The organism is Halomonas korlensis, from assembly GCF_900116705.1.
Taxonomy (GTDB): domain Bacteria; phylum Pseudomonadota; class Gammaproteobacteria; order Pseudomonadales; family Halomonadaceae; genus Halomonas; species Halomonas korlensis.
Map to the genome: position 1 here is coordinate 16,273 of NZ_FPBP01000020.1, position 20,664 is coordinate 36,936.

Consider the following 20,664-nt stretch of genomic DNA (forward strand, 5'->3'; position numbering starts at 1 on the left):
TTGCGATGCCTCCGTTCGTTAATCAGATCGAGCATGTCGAGGCCGTGGCGTTTTCTCCTGCACCAGCATGACGTTGGGACCTGAGATGCCTTCGCGCAGCGGCACGGCACGGCCTTTGCCCGCGCCATCTAAATGGCCTAAGAGATGGCTCGCGAACAGGAAGGTGGCCCAGGCTTCCGCGCCGGCGAGCGTGGCGTAGCGGTCCCCCAGCACGACCGGGCCCACCTAACCCATCACCACATAGGTGAGCAGCGCGCCTGGCAGCAGGATGGAGAAGAAGTCCATCAGGCCGATGAAGAATTTCTGGGGATCGAAGTTCATTCTTTCCTGGTCTATCGCTCGCTTGTTAGTTCCTTCTCGTTGGCCGTCGTTGCTGATGCCCGTCGTTTCCCTTGGTCCTACGGGTTCTCATAAGGCCGCGCCGACGGCACACCCAACGGGACCAAAAATGCAGCCCTTGGCTTTCCAAGCGACAAAAAGAGCAGCAGCACCAACGGCCGTACCAACCGGTATGTACCAAGGCACCGGATCGGGTTCTGAGACACGAATCCGCGGCTGCTCAGTATCCCGGGCACGGACACGTTCTACCACAGGCTCTCGCACGGGAACTCTCACCGGTACAGGTCGTGCCCCTAAGTGATATTCGATGATTCCAGGAGAGGTGAGCTGCAATCCGATGTAAGCAGTTCCCATAGTGCCAGGCACATCGATTGGCGAAAGGATGTCTGGATGTTGGGCGGCCACGTCATACAGCACCGTACCAACCTGTGGTGTAACCAGACCAACCCCTGGAATCAGACCGTTGTCAAAGTAGTCTACGTAGCGTTGCACTTGCTGCGCATGTTGCAAGCCTGATGACGAGCCGCCGGGTTTGAGGTCATACACATGCGCTTCGAGCGCAGAACTCGCAGGAGATGTCACGGGTGGAACAAGTACTGTCAGATCTATGAACCCTGCGCTCTGACCGGACTTCGATCCCCCGTAAAGCGTCGGCGCTTCAACCATGCTAGGAATTCCATGTCCCGCTAGTCGAGCTGCCAGGATAGGCAAGACGACTAGATGGACAGGCGTGCCAATATCGGCACTATTGTCTGGCATCCAAAATATGCCTGCCGCTGCTAGCGTGGCTTTTTCGTCTTCGGTAATGTTTCCACCCAATGGAATTCTGTTTGACACATCACCTTCAGTTGAGGTGTCTGTAGTGATGGAAGAAGTAGAGTGCTCTGGCTCTGGAAATGAAGCTGGAGGAAGGTAACGTTCTTCCTCTGACAAAGATTGCTGCAACGCCTCCTCGCGAGCGGTTGACTCCGTTGGGTCGATACATGATTGCATTGCCGGGTCACACTGGGTTCCCGTTGGGTCATTAAACGTGAGCGGATTGTTTCGGCCATAAGGAAATAGATTCGCTCCATCGACCAACCCTTCAGGGTCAGCGCTTGTCCACCGTCCCAACCACGGCGAGTAATACCTCGCCCCGTGATAGCAGAAGCCGCTCTCTTCGTCCTGCTCCTTTCCGGTGTAGCGATATCGCTTCGCCGTCTCCGTCTGGCTGCGTACCGCCTGATAGGTCGAGCTGCCGTAGGGAGAGTATTCCTCGTAGGAAATGATCTGCGACTTCCCATCCAACTCTAGACTGGCCGAGCCGAGGTGGTTGCCAAACTGGTAGCGGATCAATTGCCGCGGTGCCTGGTCATTGCCCGCCGTGTCGAGCGTGCGTGTCTCGACCAGGGCGATGCGCTGCTTGTTGTCCATCACGTGAAGCGTCTCGCGTTCCAGCGTGGCGGTGTTGGCGCCGATAGGGCCGCCGTACCTGCGGAAGATCTCGAAGCCACCGAGGTAGATGCGCTCTTCGATGCGGCCCGGCGATTTCTCCCATATCTTGCGCACGCGTTGACCCGAGGCGTCGTAGACGTAGTAGGCCGCGCCGCTGCCACCCAGATCGGTCTGACGCAACTGGTCCTTGTAGTCCCAGTGCATGTTCGGCCCGGCCAGGCTGCCGCCCAGGTGCGGCATGCACACGATGTTGCCGTGGGCATCGTGCTGGTAGGGCTCCGGCGCAGACGCGACCCCGTTGCCCACCTGTGTGCTGCCCAGTCGGTTGCTCTGTTTGCCCCCTTCGATCAGGCTGGCTTCGCCGTAGGCGTAGCGACGCGTCCAGCCTAAATGGGCCGGGTCGCTGCCGCGGTGCTGCATCTGCAGGAAGTTGCCGACGGCGTCGTACACGTAGCGCTCGATGTACGAGCCCATGGCGTTGCCGTCGTTGGGGCTGAACCGGCCGGCAGCATCCGCACTCAGCAGGCCCACGCGGCCGGCGTCGTTGTGCGAGTGCGCGATAGGCGCGCCACCCTGCCCAAGGTGCTCGCGGCCGCTCGCCTGAATCAGGCGATAGAGGGCGTCGTACGTATAATCGTTGCTCGACTCGACGCGCCTGTTCTTGAAGTAGACGGTCTGCTGCGCGTCATCTCGGATGTGGGTGACGTTGCCGGCGGGGTCGTAGGTGTAGTGCAGGTTCTGCAAGTGGCTGCCCGGCCATCCGGCCACGGGTGGCTGCGGATCGTCAGCTGGGAAGGCGGCCGCGTCGCGACGGGTGAGTAGCTGGGTGAGCCGGAAGGTCTGCGGGTCGTAGCTGTAGAGGGTGCTGGCGCCGTTCTTGTAATCAATGCGCTGACGCTGGCCCTTGGCGTCGTAGTCGATGTTGGCGACGCCGACCGGTGATGCGGCCTCGGCGGCAGGGTCCAGGAGTGCTGCGGGCTCGGCGGCGCGTTCCAGCCACACGTCCACCCGCTCCAGCAGGTTGGCCTCGTTGAACACCGGCTGGGTGACGTTGATCTTGTTGGGGTGTCCGGGGCGGGTCAGGCTGCTGTGCGGTGCGACGGACTGGATGGGGCGGTTGAGCGCGTCGTAGCGGGTGCTGCCCTCGAAGAACTCGGACTCGAGTTGCGGCTCGGATGGCTGTGACCAGTCGGGGACGGTCTTGTAGCCGCTAATAAGGTGGCGCGTGCTGCGCAGCAGGTTGCCCTTGAAGTCGTAGGCCTCGATAGGGTTGCCGTTGGCATCGAGCCGGGCGTTCGTGGCGACGCCGGCGGAGCCGAAGTGGCGGTGGATTCGAGTGCGCAGGTTGAGCGCTTCCGCGTTGGCTAGGCTTTCGCCGTACTCGATCCTATCGACCAGCAGCGCGCCGTTCAGTGTGCGCGGGTCGGAATCCGTAGTCGTGCCGCGCACGGTCTGCTCCACCGGGCGGCGCAGCGCGTCGTAGGTGGTCGTGAAGTTGTGGCCGCGGCTGTCCCAGGCGCGGATGGGGTTGCCGGTCACGTCGCTGAGCATCCAGCGCGCGCCCGCCTCCATGCTGAGCTGGTGGATGCGGTTGCCCAGCATGTCGTAGGCGTAGCGCATGACGACGCGCTGTTCGAGCGCACCTGTCGGCAGATGTTTGACAAGCAGTTTTCGTTCGTCGAGCACGGCGCGCTGGTTGCCTTCGATGTCGAGCTCGACGCGGGTGGCGAAGCTCTCCTCGGTGCCGTCGAGGTCGTGGCCGGCGCAGACGACGCGGTTACGGGCGACGGTCAGGAAGGGGCGGCCCAGCGCGTCGAAGTGCGCGGTGGTGGGCGTGTCAGCATGGGCTGCGGCGAGGGTGGCAGCTGCCTGCTCATGCGGGCCGAGCGCTCCGCCGCCGCGCTGCGCGTGCCAGGTCAGCCAGGGCTTGGTCAGATCGACGGGCAACGCTTTGAAGTATTTCTCCACGTAGCCGCTGATGTCGGGGTCCGTGCGCGGATCTCCGGTCTGATCGTTGCGGGCGGCGCAGGTGTCGTTGAAGTCGTAGGTGGTCTGCTGCCAGGGGTCGAAGACAACCTTCTCGTAGGTGTGGTTCGGGTGGAGTGTGGCGATGACGCGCTCGGCCGGGTCGTAGAACAGCACCGGGCTGACGCCGTGGATGGCATTGAACTCGTAGCCATGCGTCGCGCTGAAGAACGGCTCGTACTGGCGAACCGGCTTGCCCTTGTTGTTGAAGATGGTCCAGCCGCTGCCGACCCAGCGCGGTGGGCCAGCCACCCCATGCACCTTCTTCGGCTCGGCCTGGATCTTCTGCTGGATCTCGCGGCCGAAGCCGTCGGAATAGGAGAAGCTGAGCTGGACCTTGAGCCCTTGCGGCGGCAGGGGAGCGCTTAGGTGAGTCTCGCGCGCCAGCGTCGCGGCACACGGTGGCTGCCACTGGGACGGATCGTTTGGGTTCGCTTGCTGGGTGCGACGAAAGCGATCAAGGTCGTAGACGATGCGCGTGGTGGCGCCTTGCAGCAGCGCCGCTGCGCTGGCATGCGGGTCTGGGGCGTTGAAGAAGGCGTCAAGCTGGGCTTGCGTTAGATCGGTGACGAAGCCGCTCAGCGAGTCGCCTTCCACGGGGGCCGGAAGTGGCTCCCCCATCACAGTGGTGCCCACCACCATACCCAACGTGTCGAATGCCACCTCGGTCTGGTTGCGGTTCGGATCGCTCGCGAGGCGCGGGTGGAGGACGCGGTAGTCGTTGACATTCACCGTCACCCGGTTGTCGAGCGCGTCGCGGGTCTCGATCATCAGCAGATCGCTACCGTCGAAGTCGACGAAGGCGTCCTGGCCGAAGGGGTCGCGGTAGCGGCGCGGCAGGAAGAAGTGCTGCTGCGCCTGCGCCAGCTCGGTTGCTGCATCGTCGGTGGGATTCGTGCTGTAGAAGGACCGCTCCGAGGGAATCCACCAGTGGTCGTCGGCATCGGTCGCGGGGAAGCGGCCGTCGGCCTTGAGCGTCTGGCTTCGCAGGTAGCCGCCCTGGTTACCGGCCTGGCCGCCGAGCACGGCAGCAGGATCGGGGAGCAAGGGCTCTGCCGGTTGACCCGCACGCGGGCGCTGGAAGACCTGCGCCAGCAGCCCGGGGGTGAAGGCGAGCTTGTAGCTCTCCCCGGGCAGGGCCAGCGGCTGCACCTCCCCCAGAGGTAGCAGACCGCTCAGGTCGTCCCGGCGGTAGAGCGTGCGCAGCCACTCGATCGGGCGGCGGCAAGGGTTGGCGGTGACTGCGGCTTCGTAGGCGACCTGGTCGGTGGGCGTGTGGCGCAGACGGGCGGGTGCGGCGGGATCGGGTTCGACGAAGTCGGAGGCCTGATAGCGGCCGACCGGTCCGGTGGGCGAGTAGCCGGTCAGCTCGAAGGTCTGTGCTTCGCAGGGCAGCGGCGTACGGTAGCCGTCAGCTTCATCTATGGCGTTGGTAACGCTTTTCTCGGTGTAGGTCAGGAGAGCGAGGGTTTGCTTGTTGCGGTCATCAACCGTGGGCAACGATGGATCGGGCTGGCGACGACCGTAGCCGACGGCGACCTCCTTCAGCACATTGTCGAAATCATCCACCTCCAGCGTCAGGGCGTGCTGGATGCGCGGGTCCGCTGGGTTACGTTCGTAGTGGTAGGTTATGACCTCAAGCGGGTGGGTGAAGTAGACGGCGTGGCGGTTGTCGGCGCGAGGTTGCAGCGGGCGGATGGTAAAATCCTGCTCGATGACGGTATAGGGAATGCAGGCGCGTTGCTTCGCCTCCTCGGATGCGTCGGGCCCGGCGTCATCGGCATACAACTCCTGGCGCAGCATCTGGCCCTTGAGCGCCCGGCAAGCCTCGCGCTCTTCTTCAAGTGTCAGTCCATCAGAGAGATGCGTATCGGGGAGCAACAGGTTGCGGAAGGCTTCGTCGCTCAACCCTGGTTCGCGGTAATACTCATCCTCAAACTGCAGCGAGATGTGGGTCCGGTCCACATAGACGCCAGTGTGGAACCAGCTTTTGGTATGCACCGGCGGCACGTTGGAGGCGGCGTCGAGATTGATTGCCCCCTCACCCCTGCTCTCTTCTCCGCCCGGGGCGAGGGAACCGATTTCTCCCGTATCCCACTGCTCCACCATGCCGAAGCCACGGAACTCGCGCTCCTCCCCGTCGAAGTAGCCGTGGTGGTAGGCGTAACGGGTGACGAAGCGGTTGCGGCTGATGTGGTCGTAGGTCACGACGCGCTCGACCACGTGCACCGGAAACGACAGCCGGGTGACCCAGGGCTTGCCGTCGCGTTTGTCCTGCAGGTAGAACCTGGTCGAGGGCGCGTAATCGACGCGGGTTTCGGCGCCGAGGTTGTTGATCGTCTTGATCAGCAAGTGCGGCTTGCGGCGGCCCATCAGGTTGACGTAGCGCATCTGCCGTCGCCCATCGCCGGGCAAGGGTGATGACCAGACCAGGCAGGCGGTACCGTTGCCGAGCAGGTCAGTGGGCGTGATGGCGACCAGGTCGTCCACGCGCGGGAAGACCTTTAGCAGATGCGGTTGGCTCCAGCCATTGCCCGACTGGTTGAAGTACAGGCGCACGCCGTCGCGGTGCAGATAGATGATGTCGGTGGTGCCGCTGCCGTCGATGTCGGCCAGGCGGATGCGCTTGTGATGGAACTGGTCAGGATGGTCGAACCAGGGGGCGTTATCCATGGTGACCTTGGCGCCGAAACGGCCATAGCCCAGGTTGGGCCAGTAGCAGGCCTCACCGTTGCGGATGCGCACGAGGTCGGTGAGGCCGTCACCGGAGAGGTCGGCCAGATAGATGGACTGAGTACCATCGGCGAAGACGATGCGCGGACCTTTCTCTTCGTCGAGCGCCTGCGCGACGCGCCGGGCCGGGCCGAAGCCTGCTTCTTCGAGCGAGTGATGCCAGACCAAGGCGTCGTCTTCGGTGATCAGCACGTCGGCATGACCGTCGCCATCGAGGTCGACGAACTTGAGGTTGGGGTCGCGAAAGTCGCGGTTCAGGCGTGAGGTAAAGGGGCGGAAAGGCTGCCAGCCTTCCTCGCTGTCGTGCTCATACAGACCGGGCGTGGGCCCTTCCAGCACCACCAGATCGGGTTGGCCGTCACCAGCCAGGTCCATGAACTGCGCCCCGCTACCCAACGCGAGGTTAGGCTTGGTGGCGACCAGCTCGTCAGGGGCGAACCTTGCTTCGACATGGGGAGTGCCGTTTTCGACCCTTTCGTTGATCGGGCTGAGGTTGCGCTTGTAGAACCAGCCACCGGCCTGCTCGGTGAAGACCCCGGGGATGCCCTCGCCGTGCAGGTCGGTCCATCGATAAGCGGTGCCGTCCAGGCCAACGGGCAGGTTTTCAAGGCTTTTCGGATCCACTTCCTCCACGGCGTCCTGCACGATGGGCTCGGTGTATTCGAACTCGACGGGCGGCAGGTTGCGCTTGTCGTAGTCGCCGTTGTTTCGGCGATAACCCGTTTGTGTGACCTTGCGCAGGAAGGCGTAGACTGGGTTGCGGACGTCAGTGGGATTCACTTCATCGGAGTAGGTGAAGTCGGTGGAGCGTACCAGGCAGTCGGCACCGACGCCGTCCGGTTCTGTTCCCGGGAAGTGATGGAACATCAAAACGCGCCGGCAGAGGCGATAGGTGCGGACCTCAAAGCCGGCTCGGTATGAGGAGAACGGGTCACTGCGTGCTGGCCAAGGTCGCGTCTCGCTAGGCTTGGGTGCGTTAGCGTCGTGCTCGCCGTAGTCGAAGACCACCTCGAAAAGCCAGGAATCGCTACCGTTCGGCGCCCGGGCCTCTCGGGGTTCGGGCCAGGGTGTGTCTTCTTCCAGCACCGGGAAGTACGGCACGCGATTGCCGTAGCGGATGCGTTTGAGATAACGCTGGGCCGAGCGGGACTTATCCGTGCGATTGCGTTCGTAGGACTTGGAGGGTCTATTGCCGGCTACATCCTCGAAAATCTGCGCAGAGTCTTCGCCTTGATAGCCATAAACGATCACGTTGCCCTTGTCGTCGTAGCTCTGGCAGATCAACCAGCTGAAGATGCGGGTCGGGTGCGCGGGGTTGGGATCGGCCGGGTCAAAGATGCGTGAGTCGTTATCCTTACCGTAGAGGGTGGTGATATTGTCCTTGGAGATGGAGCGCCAGTGGATCTCGCCGGTGGCGGTGTTGGTCCAGCGCTCGATGCGCGCGAACAGACCCTCGATGCGTGGCCGGTAGCGCCGCACCCGGTAGGCGACGTTGTCCACCGTGCGCGATTTGTCGTGGATGACAGGCGTGCCATCGTGAAGGACCCAGTTGCCGTTGGCGTCCTTCTCGAACTCCGGCACCAGATCTTCCGCTCCAGAAAGAATGAAAACATCGGATTCCATGGTGTCGCGGTACTGCGGCAGCCCCTTGTCAGTCTTGCGGGTGATGGTAGGCAGCGAAATATTCCACCCGAAGCCGAAGGGGCCGTTGCCGGCGCCGGAGTCGTAAGAAAGAGAAAGCTCAGGACCGAATCCGGAGCGCCCGGGGCTGGTGGCGATGGGCACGGACATCGAGCCCGTTCCGGTGATCGGATTGGCGGCGAACTTCTCGCCCATACCTCGGATGGCTCCACCGCCCTTGGGCAGGGTGATAGAGGGGACCGCGGGCTTCTGCTCGCCGTCAGGGCGTTTTGATGTAGCTTCCGGAGAGTCCATCTCAGGTCATCTCATTGCCGCCACCGACCGGCTTCTCGTATATGCATGTCGCGGCGTGTGTTTGTCGAATGCTGGTTTAAATTCAGAAGATGAGGGGCGGTTTCAACGACCAAGTGCAACAGCCGCCCGATGAGGTACGGTGTTGCTATGGCCGATTACTGCCGCTATTTCGCCGGTAATGATCGAGCCGCCCTCGTGCTGATCGTTGCGATCGTGCTTGGCTGAAGTGCATTTTCGAGAAGCCACCACCGCACTGCGCTAGATGCCGTACCAATGGCTCATAATGGGTTATTCAGCAGATGAGAATATTTGCGAGAAAGTCTTTCTAGAGGCTTTCTCATACGCTACCGCTCCCCCTTTCTGACGTGAGGACAAGGCACCCTTTAGCAGTACTTGAACAAACTTTCTATAAGCCTATCTATGAGTTATTAAGTATTAATAGAGAAATGCCCTAAGCACCAAATAAAACTTAAAGAAGCGGGAGTATTTTTAATACTTTTAAGTAATTTATTAGAATGCTTTTGCTCGAAAAGCCATGCTGTCTGATAGGCGTCGGGTCCCAAGCCATCAACACCCGGGACCCGACAGCTACCCAAGTGGCCATGAAATGCCCGGCTGGAGGGGTACTTGGTTACCCGGCTGATCCATCGTTCGACACGTCGCCTATCTGTCGGTGACCGAACTGGACCAGGCCTGCTACCGCCTCTACGTGACGATACTGGTGGAGGCGATGGCGGCTGATGAGATGGTTATGCGCAACCTCTCATTACCGCGCGGTACGGTGCGGCTGAGCTGCCCGCCGAGCCTGCTCACTACCTGATGACACCGCTGCTGGTGCGCTTCATGTAGCACTGTCCCTAGGTGAAGGTCATTATCCGACGCGTCGACTTGGTCAAAGAGAGCTTCGACATGGCTATCCGCGTACGCTCCCCTCCGTTGGAGGGCAGCGCTGGCCTTGGATGTACTGTCGAAGAGTCCCTAAAGGCTGATGGTGGCGCCTGGCCTGCTCGAGGTTCACCAACACCCACCTCTCACCACCGACAAAGCCGATTCCCTGCACTAGGCCGCTCTGGCGGGCCTTGCCTCGGTGTGGCCAAGCTAGCGTTGCTGGTGGCCGGTCGCGATTAGCAAGCAGGGCGCCTTGGAGGTTTGACCGAGTTGCAGGGGGAAGGAAATCGTGTTCACGGCTTACTCTTCCTCAGTTGAATGCAGCCACTTGTCGGTGGCCTTCTCGCTGATCGCCAGACGACAGAAGCCTACTTTGATCTGTAATGGCTCACATCTCCTATGCGCTCCACCGCATCACGGTCTACATACCCTTCGTCAAACACGTAGACTCTGTAGTTGCCCGGATGCGCGTTTGCGTATTCTCTCACCTCCTTAAAGAATTTCTCTTTATTCTCCTTGCTACTAAATACAGGTCTCATTTCATCAGCGATTAGCGAATGAACAAAATACAGGGCTTCAAAATCTTCACTTTTCTTATCAAGGCTTATCAACTGAATACCAGTATCAAAATACATCTCTGCCTTCTGAAGTAGTAATTCAGCATGCAAGTGATTCAGTTTTATGTTTGTTTGTTCAATCTCATATTTCGACCATGCCTTTGACAACGTCGTAGCAACAGATATGATGTCTGGTTTAAGTATGTTTACACCATGTCCTAACTTTCCAGCAGATCGGCGGCCGAATTTGCCCAAGCTAGACATTCCTTTCATGCCTGCTCTGCCGAGTGCTAACCGTAGTCTTCCTACAGTAGCTGTATTATGCGAGCCACCTGGCACACCGGCATGCCCCATTCTTATGCCAAGATTGGTCGCCTCAAGGGCGTTGTGGGGGGTCTTAGCCAGTTCGTCGATTGCATGGTCGATTTGCACGCTTGGCGCAGGGTTCGTGCCGCTTTTTATCATTTTTTTAATAGTGTCTTGTGGAATATCTATTCCGCCAAGCACTTTCAGACCCTGTTCATACAACCTTCCCACTCTGCGGTAAAAACCCTTCCTAACTGAATCAAAGACCTCCCTCGCAAGCGCGCTTCTCTTCGGGCCCTCAGGTAGCTTGTCAAGCGCGGCATGGAACGCTTTCTTATTGGCGGCTAGATTTTCTTTGCCATATCTGTACTCCAGATGTGATTGGGCCGCATCATCCCAGGCTTGGCCCAAGAGTGGGTAATCGGTGATCAATCCTGGCAAGAACTCTTTGGGGTTGGTTCCGCCGCGATCGGTATATATGGTGGGATTGCCGTAGGCATAAGCATATAGGTTTATTCCTCCCTTCAGGCCGGACGGATCTGCGCTGATCCACCTTCCTAGCCACTGAGCATAAAACCGCGCGCCGTGATAGCTGAAGCTGCTCTCCTCGTCCCGCTCCATCCCGGTATATCGATACCGATTCGGCGTCTCGGCGTGATTGCGCACCGCCTGATACGAGGTGCTGCCGTACGGGTAGTACTCTTCGTAGGAAATGATCTGGGCCTCAGTGTCCAGCTCCAGGCTGGCCGAGCCGAGATGGTTGCCGATCTGGAAGCGGACGAGGTGCCGCGGCGCTGGATCCGTGCCCTGCGTTCTGGTCTCCACCAGGGCGACACGCTGCATGTCGTCCATAATGTGTAGCGCCTCCCGCTCTAGTTTCATCGTCTCGCCGTCGCTCTCATACTCCCGGTAGACCTCGAAGCCACCCAGGTAGATGCGCTCTCTCATGCGTGTGGGCGGTTGGCCCGCAGCGGCCTGGCGCTCGGTCACTTTGCGCGCGCGCTGTCCGGCCGAATCATAAAAATAGTACGTTATCTCCGGCGTGCCGCCGTTGTTGACGACCTGCTGAGACGTGGCCTGAAGCTGGTCGCGGAAGTTCCACTCCATCAGCGGCAGGTGGGGCATCCTTACGATGTTGCCGTGCACGTCGTACTCGTACTTTGCCGAGTAGGGGCCCTCCTCAGAATCGCCCGGCAGACTGGTCGAGAGCACGCGGTTGCTGTCGACGGCGTAGGCGTAGTGGCGCGTCCAGCTGCCGCCGTTGGCATGGTGAATCATCGTAAGGATGTTGCCCACCGCGTCGTATTCATACAGCTCGGTGTATGCACGCATGGCCTGGCCATCGTTCGGATGTGGCAGGTTGCGGCGTGTGCTGTCGTTGAAGTCGTAGTGCGGCTTCTTCTGAGGGTGATTCTCCGGCAGATTGTTGGATGTCTGGCCGATGTTTTCGCGCCCCTCCGCCCGGATCAGCCGGTAGAGAGCGTCATAGGTGTAGTCGGCGTGCGGCTCCACTATCGCGTTGTCGAAGTAGATCGTCTGCTGGGCGTCATCTCGGATCCTGGCGATGTTCCCGGCCGGGTCATACGTGTAACGCAGATTCTGAAGCGGGTTGACGCCCGTCTGCCGCGTCGTCTTAAGATGAATCAGGCGGAGGGTCTCTTCGTCGTATTCATACTCCGTCACGACGCCATTGCCGTATTCGATCCGCTTCCGCTGGCCTTTGGCATCGTAGTCGATGTCGTTAACGAACGGCGTGGTCGTTGTCGCGCTGCGCAGGCGCACGGCCACCTGTTCGAGAAGATTTGCCTCGTTGTAGGTGGGCAGGATTTCACTGGCTTCCGGCATCGTCAGGCTGATCGGTCGGTCGAGTGCGTCGAAGGTCGTGCTTGCACTAAACGCCTGCGGCTCCAGCAGCGGTGCCAGCGAGGCCAGCACGTCGTCCGGCACAAACGGACCGGCAGCGAGTGCGGCCTCGACGGTGTTCCAATTTGCGGCATCCCAATCAACAGTCTGCTTGTATTCCCTGGCCAGCCGCCGCGTGCTGCGTAGCAGGTTGCCCTTGAAATCATAGGCTTCGACCATATTCGTGTCCGGGTTTTCAGCCGCACTGACGACCACCCCAGCCGCGTCGAACTGAATTGCGGCGCGGCCCCGCAGGTTCAATCCCTGCGCGGCATCGGCCATCGATTCACCGTAGATCGTGGCCTGGAACAGCAACTCGGCGGCCGGATTTTGTGAATCGGTTCCTGCTACAAAAGCCTCCAACGGCCGGCGCAGCTCGTCGTAGGTCGTGCGGAACGCGTGGCCGCGGCTGTCCCAGGCACGGATCGGGTTGCCAGCCACGTCGCCCAACATCCAGCGCTCGCCGGCATCCATACTTACTGTGTGGCTCGCCGTGCTGAGCAGGTCATAGTCGTAGCGCATGACGTCACGCCCCAGATGATCAACCACCGCACGCTCATTGCCTTCTATATCCAGCTCCACGCGGGTGGTGAAGCGCGCTTCGCTCCCGTCGAGGTCGTGACCGGCGCAGACCACGCGGTTGTGGGCGATGGTCAGGAAGGGGCGACCCAGCGCATCGGAATGGGCAGTGATCGGTGTGTCAGCATGGGCTGCGGCGCGGAGAGCGGCATTGCGATCGTCTTGTCCGAGGGCGCCGCCGATGCGCTGGGCATGCCAGGTCTGCCAGTCGTCCAGCTGGCTCTCGAAGTAGGCGGCGACATAGCCACCGATGTCGGGGTCGGTGCGCGGATCGCCGGTCTGAGCATTGCGGGCGGCGCAGGTGTCGTTGACATCCCAGGTGGTCTGTTGCCAGGGATCGAACACCACCTTTTCGAAGGTGTGGTTCGGGTGCAGCGTGGCGACGACGCGCTCGGCGGGGTCGTAGAACAGCACCGGGCTGACGCCGACCATGACACCGAACTCGAAGCGATGCGTCGCACTGAAGAAAGGCTCGTACTGGCGAACCGGCTTGCCTTTATTGTTGAAGATGGTCCAGCCGCTGCCGACCCAGCGCGGTGGGCCAGCCACACCATTCACCTTCTTCGGCTCGGCCTGGATCTTCTGCTGGATCTCGCGGCCAAAGCCGTCGGAATAGGAGAAGCTGAGCTGGATCTTGAGTCCTTGCGGCGGCAGGGGAGCGCTTAGGTGAGTCTCGCGCGCAAGCGTCGCGGCACACGGCGGCTGCCACTGCGATGGATCGTTTGGGTTCGCTTGTCGGGTGCGACGGAAGCGATCGAGATCGTAGACGATGCGCGTGGTGGCGCCTTGCAGCAGCGCGGGGGCAATCGTGTGTGGATCGTCCGCGGCATCGAAGAAGCCATCGATCTCGGCCTGCGTCAGTTCCGCAACGAAGCCGGACAGCGAGTCGCCTTCCACCGGCGCGGGCAGCGGCTTGCCCATGACGGCGGTGCCCACCACCATGCCCAGGGTATCGAAGGCGACTTCGGTCTGGTTGCGGTTCGGGTCGCTGACGAGGCGAGGTTGCAGGAAGCGGTAGTCATTGGCGTCCACTGTCACGCGGTTGTCGAGCACGTCACGAGTCTCGACCATGAGCAGATCGTTACTGTCGAAGTCGACGAAGGCGTCCTGCCCAAAGGGATCGCGAAAGCGGCGCGGCAGGAAGAAGTGCTGCCGGGCTTGCGCTAGCTCTGCGGCAGGGGGAGCGGCGGGGTCCTCGGTGGAATAGGACTGACCGGACGGGAGCCACCAGTGGTCGTCGGCATCGCTTGCGGGGAAGCGCCCGTCCGCTTTGAGCGTCTGGCTTTGCAGGTAGCCGCCCTGGCCGCCAAGCACAGCAGCAGGATCGGGGAGCAAGGGCTCGGCGAGTTGAACCGCGAGCGGGCGCTGGAAGACCTGCGCCAGAAGCCCCGGGGTGAAGGCGAGCTTGTAGCTCTCACCAGGCAGGCCGAGCGGGTGCAGATTCCCGAGCGGCAATAGGCCGCTCAGATCGTCTCGTCGGTAAAGTGTGCGCAACCATTCGATCGGGCGACGGCAAGGGTTGCCGGTGGCCGCGGCCTCGTAGGCAACCTGGTCGGTGAACGTGTGCCGCAGACGGCCGGGTGCGGCGGGATCGGGTTCGACAAAGTCGGAGCCCTGATAGCGGCCGGCCGCGCCGGTGGGCGTGTAGCTGGTCAACTCGAACGTGACGGCCTCGCAGGGCAGCGGTGTGCGGTAGGCACCAGCTTCCGCCACGGCATTGGTGACCCGGTTCTCGGTGTAAGTCAGCAGCGGGGTCGTTTGCCGGTCGCGATCCCACGCCGTCGACAGCGGCGAGCCACGGCGCCCATAGCCGATGGCGGCCTGCTTGAGAACGTTGCCGTAGCCATCCACTTCCAAGGTCAGCGCATGCTGGATGCGTGGATCGGCCGGGTTGCGCTCGTAGTGGTAGCTGATCGCCTCGCGTACATGAGTGAAGAAGACAGCGTGGCGGTTGGTCCCCCGCTGCTGCAACACACGGATGCTGAAGTTCTGCTCGGTGACCGTGTAGGGCGTGCGGGCTCGCTGGATCTGCTCAGCCGAGGCGCCTTGCCCGGCGTCATCGGCATAGACCTCCTGGCGCAGCATCATGCCCTTGAGGGCACGGCAGGCTTCGTGCTCCTCATCCAAGGCGAGGCCGACGGGAAGTACCGTGTCTGGCAGCAGCAGGGCTCGAGCGTCGGCGTCGGTCAGGCCGGGCGCGCGGAAGTACTCGCCCTGGTCGGTGGCGTTCAATAAGCCGGCGAAGTAGTCGGACACGTGATCGCGGCCGAAGTGGACCCCGGTATGGAACCAGGTCTTGGTATGCACCGGCGGCACGTGCGATTCGTCGGCGAAGTTGTCGCCTTGCGGGACCGCGCCGCTGGCAGTGAGGGCGCCGAGCTGCTCGGTATCCGATTGCTCGACCATGCCGAAGCCACGAAACTCACGTTCCTCCCCATCGAAGTAGCCGTGGTGATAGGCATAGCGGGTGACGAAGCGGTTGCGGCTGAGGTGGTCAAAGGTCTCGACGCGTTCGACCACATGCACCGGAAAGGGCAGCCGGGTGATCCACGGAATTCCGTCGCGCTTGTCCCGCAGGTAGAACTTGGTGGAGGGGACGTACTCGATACGGGTCTTGGCGCCGAGGTTGTTGATGGTCTTGACCAGCAGGTGGGGCTTGCGCCCGCCCATCAGATTCACATAGCGCAGTGGCCGCCGCGCGTCGCCGGGCAGCGGCGACGACCAGACTAGGCAGGCCGTGCCGTTACCGAGCAGGTCGGTGGGCATGATGCTCACCAGGTCGTCGATATGCGGAAAGGCTTTCAGGACCTGCGGGTGGCTCCAGCTGTTGCCCGACTGGTTGAAGTACAGGCGCACGCCGTCGCGGTGCAGGTAAATGATGTCGCTGGTGCCACTACCGTCGATGTCGGCCAGGCGGAGGCGCTTATGATCGAATTGATCGAGATTGTCGAACCAAGGGGCGTGGTCCATCGCCACCTTGGCGCCGAAGCGGCCATAGCCCAGGTTGGGCCAATAGCAGACCTCGCCGTTGCGGATTCGGGCGATATCGGTCAGGCCGTCGCCGGACAGGTCGGCGAGGTAGATGGATTGCGTACCATCGGCGAAGACGATGCGCGGGCCTTTCTCTTCATCGAGCGCCTGCGCGACGCGCCGGGCCGGGCCGAAACCCGCTTCGGTCAGCGAGGCGTGCCAGACGAAGGCGTCGTCTTCGGTGATCAGCACATCGGCATGGCCGTCGCCATCGAGGTCGATGAACTTGAGGTTTGGATCGCCGAAGTCGCGGTTGAGGCGCGACGTGAACGGACGGAACGGCTGCCAGCCTTCCTTGCCGTCGTGTTCGTATAGGCCGGGAAGGGGCCCTTCCAGCATCACCAGATCGGGCTGACCGTCGCCGGCCAGATCCATGAATTCCGCGCCGCTGGCCAGGGCGATGTTGGGCTTGAGAGCGACGGTTTCGAGCGGAGAGAACCGCGCCTTTACCTGCTCCCGACCGTCAGCCAGCGTCTGCGGGATCGGGCTGAGGTTGCGCTTGTAGAACCACGCGCCCGCCTGCTCGGTGAGGATGCCGGGGACGCCTTCACCGTGCAGGTCGGTCCACTGGTAAAGGGTGCCGTCGAGGCCGATGGGCAGATTTTCAAGGCTTTGCGGATCCACTTCCTCCACGGTGTCCTGCACGGTGGGCTCGGTGTATTCGAACTCGACAGGCGGCAGGCTGCGCTTGGCGTAGCCGCCGTTGTTGCGGTGATACCCGCTCTGGGTGACCTTGCGCAGGAAGGTGTAGACCGGGTTGCGGACATCCGTGGGATCGACTTTGTCCGAGTAGGTGAAGTCTGTCGAGCGCACCAGGCAGTCACGCTCTACGCCCGCCTCGCCCGGGAAGTGGTGGAACACCAAGACGCGTTGGCAAAGGCGAGTGGTGCGGACTTCAAAGCCGGCTCGGTAGGCGGAAAATGGGTCGGACCGCCGCTTCCAAGGGTATGTCAATGCTCCCGTCGCGTCCGTCGCCTGGTCGTCGCTTGGCTTGGGTACGGTCGGTTCGTGATCGTCGTAGTCGAACACAACCTCGAACATCCAGTCGGCATTGCCGATTTGGGTATCGATTGCCCCCTTGTTCAGAAAACGAGGGCGCTCACCCATATTGTCGAGTAGCGAGGTACGGTTGCCGTAGTGGATCCGCTTGGGGTAGCGGTTGGCCGTGCGGCGGGCGTCGTTCTGCGGCCCGCGGTTGCGCTCGTGCGCGTTGCCGAGATCGACACCAAGCCCGTCTTCCGCTTTGTAGCGGTAGAGCACGGCATTGCCCTTGTCGTCGCGCGTCTCGCAGATCAACCAACGGAAGATGCGGCTCGCATCCAATGGATCGGCGATGCGCGAATTCACATCCAACCCATAGAGGGTGAGAATGTTGTCCTTTGAGCTCGATCGCCAGTGGACATCGCCGGGTGCGTCGAGCTTGTTCCAGCGCTCGATACGCGCAAAGAGCCCCTCGATGCGTGGCCGGTATCGGCGAACCTGATAGCCGTCGAGTTCGTCTTCGTGGACGACCAAACGGTTGGATGGATCCCGAACCCAACCCCCCTCCGCGTCCCGCTGGAAGCCTGGGTGGCTGGCGACCCAGGTTCCATCAGGGTCCTGCCGGTATACGGGCACCAGGTCTTCGGCGCCGGAAAGAATGAAGACGTCCGAATCCTCTGCGTCGCGATACTGTGGCAGCCCCTTATCGGTCTTGCGGGTGATCGACGGCAGAGAAAGCGTCCAGCCGAAGCCAAAGGGTCCATTTCCGGCGCCGGAATCGTAGGAGAGGGACAGCTCCGGCCCGAATCCGGAGCGCCCGGGGCTGGTGGCGATCGGCACGGACATCAAGCCCGATCCGGTGACCGGATTGGCAGCGAACTTCTCGCCCATACCTCGGATGGCTCCACCGCCCTTGGGCAGAGAGATGGAGGGGGCCGCGGGCTTCTGCTCGCCGTCAGGGCGTTTTGATGTAGCTTCCGGAGAGTCCATCTCAGGTCATCTCATTGCCGCCATCGACCGGCTTCTCGTATATGCATGTCGCGGCGTGTGTTTATCGAACGCTGGTTTAAATTCAGAAGGTGAGGGGCGGTTTCAATGACCAAGTGCAACAGCTGCCCGATGAGGTACGGTATTGCTATGGCCGACTACTGCCGCTATTTCGCCGGTAATGATCGAGCCGCCCTCGTGTTGATCGTTGCGATCGAGCTTGGACGCAGTGCATTTGCGAGAAGCCACCACCGCACTGCGCTAGATGCTGTACCCATGGCTCATTAAGGCTTATGCAGCAGATGGCAATATTTGCGAAACAGTCGTGTTAAATTCTTTTTCAAAGGCTACCGCTCCCCCTGCTGAAGAGAGGATAAGTTACCCTTTGGCATTACTTGACTAACGTTCTATATGCCCATGTATGAGTTACTAAGTATTAATTGAGAAGTTCTCGGAGCGCCAAATAAAACTACAGAAGAAAGGAGCGTTTTTTATGATTTTTAGTAATTTGTTAGATGGATTTTGCTCTAAAAGCCATTCTGACGGATAGGTGCAAGGTCTCGACCATCAACACTCGGGATACGACAACTACTAGGTGGCTATGAAACGCCCGGTTGGAGGAGCACTTGGGCACCCAGCTGATCCATCGTTCGACATGCCACCAGCCGACGCGTCGTCTTGGTCAAGGAAGGCTTCGACATGGCTACCCGGGTACGCTTCCCGCCCCTGGAGGACAGCGACCTGGCCATGATGGTACTGGCGAAGAGCCCCCTGAAAGCTGATGGCGACGCCTGGCTTGCTGCCTGTGGTGAGATCATTGCTCGACTTCCTGCCGCCAATCCCAACGAGATTGACTTCACCATTCACACTGCCCAGACACATGAGAAGCCGGCTGAACCTGAAGAATGGGTGGGGTGTTGAGAATCACCAGCCGGCCACCGTTAACCCGCACTGCTACATTGAAGGATCTTGCAAGTTGCCTATGTAGTGTCAGTTTTCATATGGCCCGATAACACCGCCCTGCTCCTCAGGAGTGTGGCTATCAAAGGCCGGTCCAAATACAAGTGATTCTCAAAAATCGCAAGATTGCCAAGGGTTATTTGTCCGCATCTAGCCACCTCCAGACTTAACAGCCTGTGCCTATCACCACCACTTGCGTGTAGGTCGAATGTCCTTAATCGACCACCGCTGAATTAACCCTCGTGAGTTGAGCGGTTGTAACCTTCTGAATTAGCAAGTATCGTTACCTTGGTACGCCACCAGCGGCAAGTTTGGAATTGATGTCAGAATGGTCTCCGAAGCCGAGGGTCGCAGGTTCGAATCCTGCCGGGCGCGCCATGATTTCAAGGGCTTACGACAGTGTCGTAAGCCCTTTTTCGTGCGTGTGCCCAAACGGTGCCCATTCGGTGCCCAACCTGAAATCCAAATACGCTATATTCGTTTCTAATGATTGACCACTGGCCGAGGCCGGGCACGCATTTGGGCACAAGCCACTTGGTAGCACGATCAGTACCGATTGATACCGACAGTATACCCTGTGGAAAAAACGACGGCTGTTCTGGTGCCTGGCATCCGATGCAGCAACCAAAAAGAATAAAAGTGATACGCGGGCATAAGATTCCCATCTGCTCCGACCCACCATTAGGAGTCAGCGAAGCTAGCCCGCAAAGGACATATATACAGCCGCATTCGGCCACGAGCGGTCCTTCATTACACGCTGATATTACGTAGCAAGAAAGTGGTTGCCCTTTTGTACGGGTCGGTCCTCGACGAAGGGACAGTCTCACTGCCTCACTGCAACAACAATGACGCCGTATCTGTCGCCATTCTGCCACATGGATCAGAAACAAAAGCTTGCTAATATGGGCATGATAGATTTTGGAGAATCGCATGCGACTGACCTTCCTGCTAATCAGTGCTATTGCCATTATGAGCCTGGCAGGCTGTAGCTACCAGCCAGCACGAATCAGCACAGTGCCTGCCATAGTGATCGATGATGGTGGGTACGGTAAGGACCGTGTGAGGCGCCATCGTGAATACGGTGAAGGCCGATACCATAACCACGAAACGCCGATTCCCCCGGGGCACCTACCACCGCCAGGAGAATGCCGGGACTGGGATCCGAATCTTCCCCCTGGCCAGCAACCCCCGCCTTATAAGTGCTAGCTGACGGGTCCGGCTATCTGAACTCACCAAGCAACGTCCAGATGCCAAGCCTGAATGAGCAGAAAAGGATATCCACTTTCTTCCGTGCATGTGGTATATCCTGGCTAGCTGCTGCGCTCCATCTACAGCCTGTTGTACGGCTGAGGTCCTATCGTCCCTGGCCAAATAGACGATCAGCTGCGGGGTCAAAAAACGGCCAGGAGCGGACTTTTTCGTCGGTGCCTTGAAACGGTGCTGCCTGCTCTCTGGTCACCTTCGCTCCACAGAAAACAAACCTTCGTAATGGAATGGTCCGCCCCTCCCTCATACCCTTCTGGATGAGGCTATGCCGAGGCGAAGGAGGAAGGCACCATGACCATTGCAACGATTGGCATCGATATTGGCAAATCCACGTTTCATGTCTGCGCGCTGGATGAGCATGGCCACGTCAGATTGCGCAAGGCCTTCTCACGTTCGACCATCGTGGCAGCGGCGCCTTCCACCAAGAACCAGGCCAAGCAGCGCGACCCGGCGATGAAGCAGACCAAGAAAGGCAACCAGTGGTATTTCGGCCTGAAGGCCCATATCGGCGTCGATGCGGTCACCGGGCTGACCCACATGTCGTTGCCACTGCGGCCAACGTGGCCGATGTCACCATGGTCAGTCATCTCGTGCATGACGATGACAAGCGGATATACGGCGATGCCGGCTATACCGGCATGGGGAAGTACCTGGACGAAGAAAAGGACGCCCCGGATTCTCGGTGCTGCGTCGCCGCCAAGCGCGGCGCCATCAAGAAGCTGGACGACAGCCCGATGAAAAT

5 protein-coding genes and 1 pseudogene are annotated in these 20,664 nt (G+C 60.6%); 3 read left to right on the plus strand and 3 right to left on the minus strand.

Going from position 1 to position 20,664, the window contains the following annotated elements:
- Positions 1-18: 18 nt before the first annotated feature.
- On the minus strand, positions 19-213 hold the full coding sequence (locus BM341_RS18000; protein ID WP_139233038.1) for a hypothetical protein: 195 nt from the start codon (positions 211-213) through the stop codon (positions 19-21).
- A 195-nt stretch (positions 214-408) separates the two neighbouring features.
- Positions 409-8,367 carry a SpvB/TcaC N-terminal domain-containing protein gene (locus BM341_RS18005; protein WP_217646261.1) on the minus strand — a complete coding sequence of 2,653 codons (7,959 nt, stop codon included), beginning with the start codon at positions 8,365-8,367 and terminating at the stop codon, positions 409-411.
- A gap of 772 nt (positions 8,368-9,139) precedes the next feature.
- Between BM341_RS18005 and BM341_RS19305 the strand changes: the two genes are divergently transcribed.
- Entirely contained in the window at positions 9,140-9,286 is a 147-nt protein-coding gene (locus tag BM341_RS19305) for a hypothetical protein (RefSeq protein ID WP_175507909.1), read from the plus strand.
- Positions 9,287-9,722: 436 nt separating this feature from the next.
- On the opposite strand, the gene BM341_RS18010 is transcribed toward BM341_RS19305, so the two are convergent.
- Positions 9,723-17,600 carry a SpvB/TcaC N-terminal domain-containing protein gene (locus BM341_RS18010; protein ID WP_217646262.1) on the minus strand — a complete coding sequence of 2,626 codons (7,878 nt, stop codon included), beginning with the start codon at positions 17,598-17,600 and terminating at the stop codon, positions 9,723-9,725.
- Between the two features lie 795 nt (positions 17,601-18,395).
- On the opposite strand from BM341_RS18010, the gene BM341_RS19585 reads away from it, so the two are divergent.
- On the plus strand, positions 18,396-18,617 hold the full coding sequence (locus BM341_RS19585) for a hypothetical protein (protein ID WP_245784328.1): 222 nt from the start codon (positions 18,396-18,398) through the stop codon (positions 18,615-18,617).
- A gap of 1,698 nt (positions 18,618-20,315) precedes the next feature.
- Positions 20,316-20,664: pseudogene (locus BM341_RS18020) on the plus strand (transposase); the annotation flags it as partial.

What these genes read in the sequence shown, in the direction of transcription:
- BM341_RS18005 (WP_217646261.1), bottom strand. Translation starts at nt 8,367, where the DNA reads ATGGGCGAGAAGTTCGCCGCCAATCCGATCACCGGAACGGGCTCGATG.
- BM341_RS18010 (WP_217646262.1), bottom strand. Translation starts at nt 17,600, where the DNA reads ATGGGCGAGAAGTTCGCTGCCAATCCGGTCACCGGATCGGGCTTGATG.
- BM341_RS19585 (WP_245784328.1), top strand. Translation starts at nt 18,396, where the DNA reads ATGGCTACCCGGGTACGCTTCCCGCCCCTGGAGGACAGCGACCTGGCC.